At 45.4% G+C, this 540-nt stretch carries 1 protein-coding gene; it reads right to left on the bottom strand.

Annotated features, from left to right (window positions below; genetic code table 11):
- Window positions 1-540, bottom strand: a 540-nt coding sequence (locus A3761_RS05005) for a GTP 3',8-cyclase MoaA (protein ID WP_156491614.1), incomplete at both ends; no start/stop codon positions are given.

Genomic DNA, 540 nt, shown 5'->3' with positions numbered 1-540 from the left:
ATTTCTTTAAGCTCTTGATTCGAGCAAAAAGCTTCTTCGCGACTATGTTCCGAGATAACGCCTAAGGGCATCTCTTCGATAAAGCTAATATCAATGCCTTTGCCCACTGCAAAACGTATCAGGGGGATTACTTCGTCGGCATTCCGACCCTTCATAATCACAGCATTCAATTTGATCTTCTCAAAGCCTGCGTCAATTGCTGCATCGATTCCCTGAAGCACTTTTTCAAGATCACCAACGCGAGTTAACTCTTTAAACTTGTCAGCCTTTAGAGTGTCCAGACTTATGTTTAAACGCTTTACGCCCGAGGCGAGCAAAGACTTCGCGACTTTTGATAACTGTGAACCATTTGTCGTCATCACCAGCTCATCCAAACCAGGCAAGGCGCCTACCGACTCGCACAAGGACATTACATTTGCTCGAACTAAAGGCTCACCACCCGTTAAACGTATCTTTCCGACACCTAGCTCGACAAAGGCCTCAGCAACTTGGTGCATTTCTTCCAAAGTCAGGACTTTTTGTCTCGGAACAAAGGTCATT

It is taken from the genome of Oleiphilus sp. HI0123 (assembly GCF_001635315.1).
This window is presented reverse-complemented; position numbering and strand designations above follow the sequence as displayed.